This is a genomic window from uncultured Acetobacterium sp., from assembly GCF_927416815.1.
GTDB lineage: Bacteria > Bacillota > Clostridia > Eubacteriales > Eubacteriaceae > Acetobacterium.
This window is the reverse complement of the sequence record NZ_CAKMJU010000107.1, coordinates 1-7,513: the sequence shown is the minus strand read 5'-3', so window position 1 is coordinate 7,513 and position 7,513 is coordinate 1. Positions and strand designations below refer to the sequence as shown.

General features: G+C 42.6%; 7 protein-coding genes and 2 pseudogenes. 4 read left to right on the top strand and 5 right to left on the bottom strand.

Features of this window, described 5'->3' with window-relative positions; genetic code table 11:
* Positions 1–112: IS3 family transposase (locus QZ998_RS13765; protein WP_296561408.1), on the top strand; the 112-nt coding region annotated here is incomplete at its 5' end.
* On the opposite strand, the gene QZ998_RS13760 is transcribed toward QZ998_RS13765, so the two are convergent.
* From QZ998_RS13760 to istA (QZ998_RS13745), 4 genes are all read right to left on the bottom strand, one after another.
* Entirely contained in the window at positions 88–825 is a 738-nt protein-coding gene (locus tag QZ998_RS13760; protein ID WP_296561407.1) for a site-specific integrase, read from the bottom strand. The genes QZ998_RS13765 and QZ998_RS13760 overlap by 25 nt on opposite strands.
* On the bottom strand, positions 822–2,066 hold the full coding sequence (locus QZ998_RS13755; protein WP_296561406.1) for a site-specific integrase: 1,245 nt from the start codon (positions 2,064–2,066) through the stop codon (positions 822–824). Before QZ998_RS13755 ends, QZ998_RS13760 begins: the two co-directional genes overlap by 4 nt.
* A 112-nt stretch (positions 2,067–2,178) precedes the next feature.
* Positions 2,179–2,541 (bottom strand): ATP-binding protein, encoded by a 363-nt coding sequence (locus tag QZ998_RS13750; RefSeq protein WP_296561405.1) that lies wholly within the window; start codon positions 2,539–2,541, stop codon positions 2,179–2,181.
* Entirely contained in the window at positions 2,534–4,096 is a 1,563-nt protein-coding gene (istA, locus tag QZ998_RS13745) for an IS21 family transposase (protein WP_296561404.1), read from the bottom strand. The genes QZ998_RS13750 and istA (QZ998_RS13745) overlap by 8 nt, the downstream gene beginning before the upstream one ends.
* A 63-nt stretch (positions 4,097–4,159) precedes the next feature.
* Here istA (QZ998_RS13745) and QZ998_RS13740 point away from each other — a divergent pair, with 63 nt between their 5' ends.
* The 3 genes and pseudogenes from QZ998_RS13740 to QZ998_RS13730 all read left to right on the top strand — a co-directional run.
* A complete protein-coding gene (locus QZ998_RS13740; RefSeq protein WP_296561403.1) occupies positions 4,160–5,011 on the top strand; it encodes an AAA family ATPase in 852 nt (283 codons plus the stop codon).
* Positions 5,012–5,263: 252 nt separating this feature from the next.
* Entirely contained in the window at positions 5,264–6,790 is a 1,527-nt protein-coding gene (gene istA, locus QZ998_RS13735; protein WP_296561402.1) for an IS21 family transposase, read from the top strand.
* A pseudogene (locus tag QZ998_RS13730) lies at positions 6,780–7,400 on the top strand (ATP-binding protein); the annotation flags it as partial. The gene istA (QZ998_RS13735) and the pseudogene QZ998_RS13730, both read left to right, overlap by 11 nt.
* 45 nt (positions 7,401–7,445) lie before the next feature.
* Here QZ998_RS13730 and QZ998_RS13725 read toward each other — a convergent pair.
* A pseudogene (locus tag QZ998_RS13725) lies at positions 7,446–7,496 on the bottom strand (hypothetical protein); the annotation flags it as partial.
* Between the last annotated feature and the right edge of the window lie 17 nt (positions 7,497–7,513).

Below are 7,513 nucleotides of genomic sequence, written 5' to 3'. Positions count from 1 at the left end.
AACATTGGAATATCAATTATTTGACTATGTCCATTGGTTTAATAATGATCGGATTCATGGCTCATTGGGCTATCTTTCACCAGTCGATTATAAGTGTATGATGTCCGCGTAATTTTTGTCCAAAAAAGGGTTGCCTATCCAATATGGATGATAGATATCTTTCAAAGATGTGCCTTGACTATTGAAAAAGAAATGCTCTGATTGTTGCCATTGTTCATAACTGCGAATATATCGGTCATAATTTCGACTTTGTTGTAATATTGTTTCATTAAGGGGGATGAAACGTTCCTTTTTAAACTTCGTTTCACGAATATGGAGGATACCGGTATCAAGATCAACATCATTCTTTTTCAACTGCATAAGTTCGCTACTTCGCATGCCGGTGCTGTATAGCATCTTCAAGATCAGTGTATACTGCCTGCTTCGAAATGGATACTTCTCTGTATCACTCATTTTAGCTGCCGATTGGAAAAGTTCTGCCAGTTCATCATTGGTAAAAATATGTGGCTCGTAGGTGTCGTTTAGAAATATTCGTGATTTCACCGAATAAACATAGGCCTGATAACCAAGTCGAATCATATAATCTGCCAGACCCCGTATAACACCAATGCGATATTGGCGGTTCTTTTCTGTCTCATAAACTGTTTTGGAAATCCAGATTGTCACAAGTGCTTCATCCAGTTGCGGTTTTGTATATCCCTCCTGTTCTGCAAGGCGAATAAATCGGTTTAATACTTGCTCATTTTTGTCATACTTAAATCCGAGGCTACGTTTTTCTTCAATGTAGTGTGATACAACCTTCTCAAGCGTTAACGGTTTATTCATCTGTCAAACACCTCCTCGGGATTGAGCGCACATTCTCTCAAGCGGGCATAATCGATATGCAGATAAATTTCCGTAGATTTGAGATTGGAATGGCCCAGAATTTCTGATATAACAGGAAGTGGTATATTTTCCTCAAGGAGAGTACTCGCCAGTGTATGTCTCAAAGAATGCATTCCCAATGGTGTTTCTCTTGTAACCGGAATACCGGCTTCCCTGATATATTTTACAAGAATCCTGCTTAACGCTGAATTCGGAGTAAATGCTTCAAAAGGAGCAACATGCCTGACGAATACATACTCGGATTTTGTTCTCGGGCGGCCAGTTTTTAAATAATCAATCAAAGCCCATCCAACATCACGAAGAAGGGGAAACGATACGGGATTGCCTGTTTTGTGCTGAATTATCTGGATTGTACTGTCATGCCATTGCAGATTTTCGAGCTTAAGATTTTTAATATCTGAACATCGAAGACCATATCTTGCTACCATTAAAAGAATCGCATAATCCCGCTTTCCGGTAGGGTTTCCACGGTCTATGCATGAAAGAACTTTTGTCACCTCCTCAGTTTTCCATGTTTTTGGCATCGCTGGCGCATAGTAGTTTTTGATTTTTGGAAGGGAATCCGCCATATTCTGAGAAGTCAGTTCATTCAGGTAAAGATATTGAAGAAAACAACGAATCGCTACCATAGTTGAAGTCACTGACTTACTTGAATAATTGATGAATGTTCTGATATATTCTGCAAGTATTGTTGCATCGATACGATTGCAGTCATCAATCCCATGCTCATTCAGATAAAAAATAAAATGTCTGATGCGATTCATTCTGCTATAGTTTCCCTGTTCGGACAGATTTCTGCTTTTGCATTCTTCAAGGTAACCATTGAAGGCAGTCTGAAACTGTTTCGGGCAAACGGATGCCGCAGTCGGACCAAGCTTCCTGCGAAGAATAATCCCATGGATTTGATAATCCCCCAATACGCGAATATAGCGTACCTGTACACAGATCTTTTTTGTTGGTGAATTCTCGTGGATAGTATCATGTGTACAACCATAGTTTTCCAACAAAAACGAGCTTCCAAGATCCTCGGTGAAATAGACTTCGTTTCGCTCATTCGCAAAATTTAGAAATCGGCGGTAAAAACGCTGATAGTTGAGAATTGTTTGTTTTGCGTAGTCCATTTCACTCATTTTTTGAAGAACTGTATCAATCAGTTCTTCAAGGGTTAATAATCCTCCCATTGTTTACATCCTCCTATAGAAATATTTGAGCTTTGCTCTAAATACATTCTATAGGGTTATGTAAAGTTCAAGACAAAAAAACTTTGATTTTTAGTGATTTCTGCCCTCAACTTTACATAACGCATGACTTTACATAATTACCGCAACCGGTGGCGCCAACTAAAATGACATTCAGCCCTTGGCGAATGTATTCGTTGCTTGCCAGACTTTCCAGCAGTTCGCGATTCAAATGTCGATCCGGCAGATATTCGATATTTCCCAGAAAAGCTGCTGAATTATTAAATTTAGCTTCCTTGATGAGTCGTTTGATATTGTTGTTGTGTCGGGAATCATACTCCGCATCGACCATCAGAGCCAGACGTTCCTGAAATGACATGGAAAGATAGGTCATTTCATCTTCAAGCTGGTTCTGAAAGCATTGGGCAAAAACGGGCAACCGCATGGTTTTCAGCTTTTTCAGCGTATCATTATTCATCGCTGTCACCTCCATAATAAGCCGGTCCCCTGACATAGGCATATTTGTTGATCTCATCCGGAGATGACTGAGATGATGTTTGTTTTTTATTTTTGGCGACTGAATCCTGTCCAGACTCCAGAATCAGTTTGATATTTTTGTAGCGGGGATTGGGAATGTATTCAAGTGCCGCCTGACAGGCGTTTTCCAATCGTTCCGTTGAATAGTGATCAGCCAGTTTTAAGAGAGACAAACAGCCTTTGTAGGCCTGTTCCTCGACCCGATAGGAATCGAACATCTTTTGAACCACGGCTTTTGTTGATGGGCCAATATCGTCGGCCCATCTTAAAAATCGGGCCGAATCCCATTCACTGTAAAGTTGATGGTTGATCGGCATGTGATCGACATTGGTTGAATACTGTCCCCGCCGGCCATACAGACGCCGATGGCTGCAAAGCCGGGTTCCTTTATAGAAAACCTCAATGATATTTCTGGTATAGCGGAGATCGACTTTTTTCCGGACGTATTCATAGGGTATCGAATAATGTTGATGATCGATTGCAACATGGTAGTTCAGCTGTACCGTGGCGGTTTTCCACTGGGCAAACTCAAAGGGGAATTTCGGAAGTGGCTGCATAAAGGGTAACTCTTCTTGCTGAAATACCGAATAACGGGAACCATCCTTTTTCTGAAAATCGGCATGATTGAATCGCTCCAGCTCTTTCAGGATGGCTCGATTCATTTCATGGATACTAAAAAACTGCCGGTTGCGGAGTTTTCCCATCACATGATTCGTCAGCAGCCCAACCGAACCTTCCACCGCTGCTTTATCTTTGGGAGATAAGATCCGGGCCGGCAACAACCCGATCTGATAATGATCAGCCAGTTCCTGATAGGCCCGATTGATGACGGGATCTTCATGCTTCTTATGACTCAGAATGCCAACTTTCAGATTATCCGGAATGAGCAACCGGGTCGATGCGCCAAAGTAGTCATACATACTGATATGGGCATTGATCCAGTCTTCTTCCTTCATGGTCAGACAGGCTTTAGCATAGCAATACATGCTAAATGGCAGGGTTGCCACAAAGAGATAAACTTTACAGCTTGTTCCCGTGACCTGATCATAAAGCGGCAGGGGCGTTCCCGCCCAGTCAACCATGATTTTATCCCCGGGTTTATGGTGGATATGCATGGTGAGCCGGTTCTGATTGACATGCTCCTGATAAAGCTTGCAGAACTGAGAATACATATAAGGCGGTTTTTGAGCCTGCCGGCATGTGTCAAGATATTCTTCCCAGAGCAGTTTTAAGGTCACCCCATTTTTCATCAGTTCCTTGTGGATGTAATCATAATCCGGGGGCGTCATTACCGGAATCTGTGTTTCTTCCGGAAAGAGATGACGATGCAATTTTGATTCGTCGATGGCCTGAAGCTCCTGCTCATTAATCGGGTGGGCATCGCAGGCCTTTACCACCCTGGCTACTGTGTTTCGGGATACTTTTAACGTATCCGCAATTCTCCGCTGGCTGAATCCGTCAAGGCGGAGCTGCAAAATCTGTTTTTCTTTGGACATTAACATGTCCTCCTTTCGTAAGTATCACGGTTATCCCGTAGCTTCATTTTAATACTTACGTTAGTGGCTCTCTATAGCGGATTTGAAATTTTTAACAGATGGCTCCCTGCGTCGGATTACATGGCTCTGCGCATCGGATTGAGTGGCTCTAAATCGTCGGAATACTCAGCTCCTGAAGAAGAACAATTTAATAATAAATCTGAAGAAGAACGATTTAATATTAAATCTAAAAAAGATTTAGCGCAAGAATTCAAAATAATAATCGAAGAACTTAAAAAAAATAGAAACAAAATAATTGCCTACAAAGAAATGTGTGAATTATTGAACAGTGACCCAATGTTTTATGACAATGGATTTATAAATCTTTTAAAGGAATATATTGAATCAAAAAAAGAAAGTAGCGATGTAATAAATCAATTCACACATTTAAGTTCAGGGCATATGATAATTATTCTTTCATTAACCCTTTTATGTAACTCTGTTTTTGAAAAAACAATTGTTTTAATAGACGAACCAGAAACCCACTTACATCCGCCACTGTTATCAACATATATAAGAACATTGTCTTTTTTATTAAGAAAATATAATGCAGTTGCCATAATTGCAACTCATTCTCCTATTGTTCTTCAAGAAGTGCCAAGCAATTGTGTCACAAAAATCGAAAGAACTCAACGAGAAATGAATTTTTCAAGGCCACATATGGAAACTTTTGCATCAAATATAGACTCACTAACTAGAGAAGTTTTTGGATATGAAATAATGAAAACAGGGTTTTATAAATTATTAGAAGAAGAAATTGAAGACACATTCGAAAAGACATTCGAAAAATTTGATTCACAGGTTGGATTTCTAGGTCAAATTATGATTCAAAGACTCACAAAAAAAGAAAGTGAAAAAAGAGATGAAAAAAATTGATATACCAAATATTCCTCAATCAGAAGTCTTTGCTGAATTTGATAATCTCAATACTAACAAACTGAAACCTTATATAAAAATTTTAGAGGACTGTTTGTTGTAAAATATAAATACAGAAAGGTGCAAAGCAAAAATCCATAGTGTTGCAAGTTGGAAAATGCACAATATTGCAAAAATCCATTGTGGGCAAAAATCAAATCAATTATCCTTGTATCTGACCAAAGAACAAGGAGGAAATGGAGAATGCTCACAATGGATCAGATACATGATATCAGAAATCGTTTTTATGAGAAAGGGGAAAATATTTCCCAGATTGCGGAAGCGTTGCACCTGGATTGGCGAACGGTACGCAAATACATTGATCAGACTGATTTTAACAGCCCGCCGCCAAAGCCGGCGTTGGCGAAACAATTTTGTCCCAAACTGGATCCCTACAAGGAGGTGATCGATTCCTGGCTGATTGAGGACAAATCAGCCCCACGCAAACAGCGCCATACAGCTAAACGGGTATTTCATCGCCTGCTGGCCGAAATTCCCGATTTTGACTGCTCCTATCGGACGGTCGCCAGCTATTACGCAGTGAAACACCGGGAAATATTCAAGCAGAATAAACAGGCCTATCTGCCACTGGTACATCAACCCGGAGAAGCGCAGGTTGATTTTGGTACGGCTGAGTTTTATGAAAATGGCCAAAAACTGACTGGAAAATACCTGGAGGTCTCTTTTCCATACAGCAATAAAGGCTATCTGCAACTGTTTTACGGGGAAAATATGGAATGCCTGCTGGAAGGGCTGGATGCCATATTCCGCCACATTGGCTGTGTGCCAAGGGAACTCTGGTTTGATAACACGAAAGTCATTGTTACCGAGATTATCCGTGGTGGCGGGCGAAAACTGACTGACAAATTCGAACGGTTCCGGGAGCATTACCATTTTAAAGCCGTCTTCATGAATCCCGGGGCCGGCCATGAAAAAGGAAACGTCGAAAACAAGGTCGGCTATCAGCGTCGCAACTTCATGGTACCGGTTCCCCGCTTTCTGTCGCTGTCGGATTATAACCGGCAGTTGCTGACAGAGTGTGAGAAAGATGCCCGGCGGAACCATTATCGCTACGATGAAACCATCGAGGAGCGGTTTCAGGTTGATCTGACGGCCTGCCACAAACTGCCCGGAATTGCGTTTGACCTCACCGGTCATCAAACCCTCAAAGCCGACAACTGGGCCAGGATTTATCTGAACAAACGACAGCATGCTTATTCGGTAGCTCCAAAGTACGCCCAGTGCCCGGTTCATCTGGTTTTAACGTCGGCAATGGTGATCATTCAAGATGAAAATTTTCGGGAAATTGTCCGGCACCGGCGCCTTTATGGGGATACCAGGCAGGAACAGATGGACTGGCTGCCTTATCTGAAACAATTATCCCTGCGACCCCGGGCCCTGAAATATACTGGGATCTATGAGCTGATGCCGGAAACCATGCAAACCTATCTGGCCACCTGTTCAGGCAGCGAAGTTGGACAGATCCTCAAGGTTCTTTCCGAATTGACCAGTCGCACCGGTTTTGACAGTGCCGTAAATACCGTTAACCATGCAATTGCTCATCAGGCGCGAGATGCCGACAGTCTGGAGAGTCTTTACCGGCGGCTGTATTCGGATGTACCTGAGCTGCCTGCAATGACCCTTGCTCCGGGCATTCCCAAAATGATCCCGATGCATCCCAATCTGACGGCCTATGATATCTTGCTTCAGGGAAAGGGGGCTGACGGATATGCTCGATAAAGAAATCTTTGAATGCTGCCGGAAGCTACGTCTGAGTCGCAATCTGGCCGAGTTGGCGCAAACCACCGAAGGCAGCAGTCACCAGGAATATCTGTATCAGCTGCTTAGTGACGAACTCCGTTACCGGGAACTCACCCGCACCCAAAAGTTGGTTACCAGCGCCGGTTTCTATGGGATTCACACCTTTGAAGGATATCGCTTTGATGAAATCACCCTGCCTTCGGATCTGACTCCAGAAGGCCTGAAATCCCTGGCCTTTATCCACGAAAAGAAGAATCTGATTCTCTATGGTGGCACCGGAACCGGTAAAACCATGTTGTCAACCGCACTCGGCGTTGCCGCCTGTCGACAGGGAATCCCGGTTAAATTCTTTCGAACGGCCGCTCTGGTGAATAAACTGTCGGAAGCCAAAGTAGCCGGTACCCTGACCGCTTTTCTGAAAAAACTGAATAAAGCCGAAGTGATTATTCTGGATGAATATGGTTATGTCCCACTGGACCGAACGGGAGCACAGCTCTTGTTCGAAATCATATCCGATTGTTATGAACGTCGGTCTATCATTCTTAATACCAACCTTGAATTTTCCCGATGGGTCAATGTGCTCTATGATAGACCGACGTTCATAACAATCGGATATGATTTCGAACAAGAGCTGTGCTCCCGTTCGGTCCAGTGGGACATAACCATATTCATCCAGAATAATCACTTCGGCTTTATTCAATT

Coding starts and splice junctions, on each gene's coding strand:
- QZ998_RS13760 (WP_296561407.1), bottom strand. CDS start 825: ATGAATAAACCGTTAACGCTTGAGAAGGTTGTATCACACTACATTGAA.
- QZ998_RS13755 (WP_296561406.1), bottom strand. CDS start 2,066: ATGGGAGGATTATTAACCCTTGAAGAACTGATTGATACAGTTCTTCAA.
- QZ998_RS13750 (WP_296561405.1), bottom strand. CDS start 2,541: ATGAATAATGATACGCTGAAAAAGCTGAAAACCATGCGGTTGCCCGTT.
- istA (WP_296561404.1), bottom strand. CDS start 4,096: ATGTCCAAAGAAAAACAGATTTTGCAGCTCCGCCTTGACGGATTCAGC.
- istA (WP_296561402.1), top strand. CDS start 5,264: ATGGATCAGATACATGATATCAGAAATCGTTTTTATGAGAAAGGGGAA.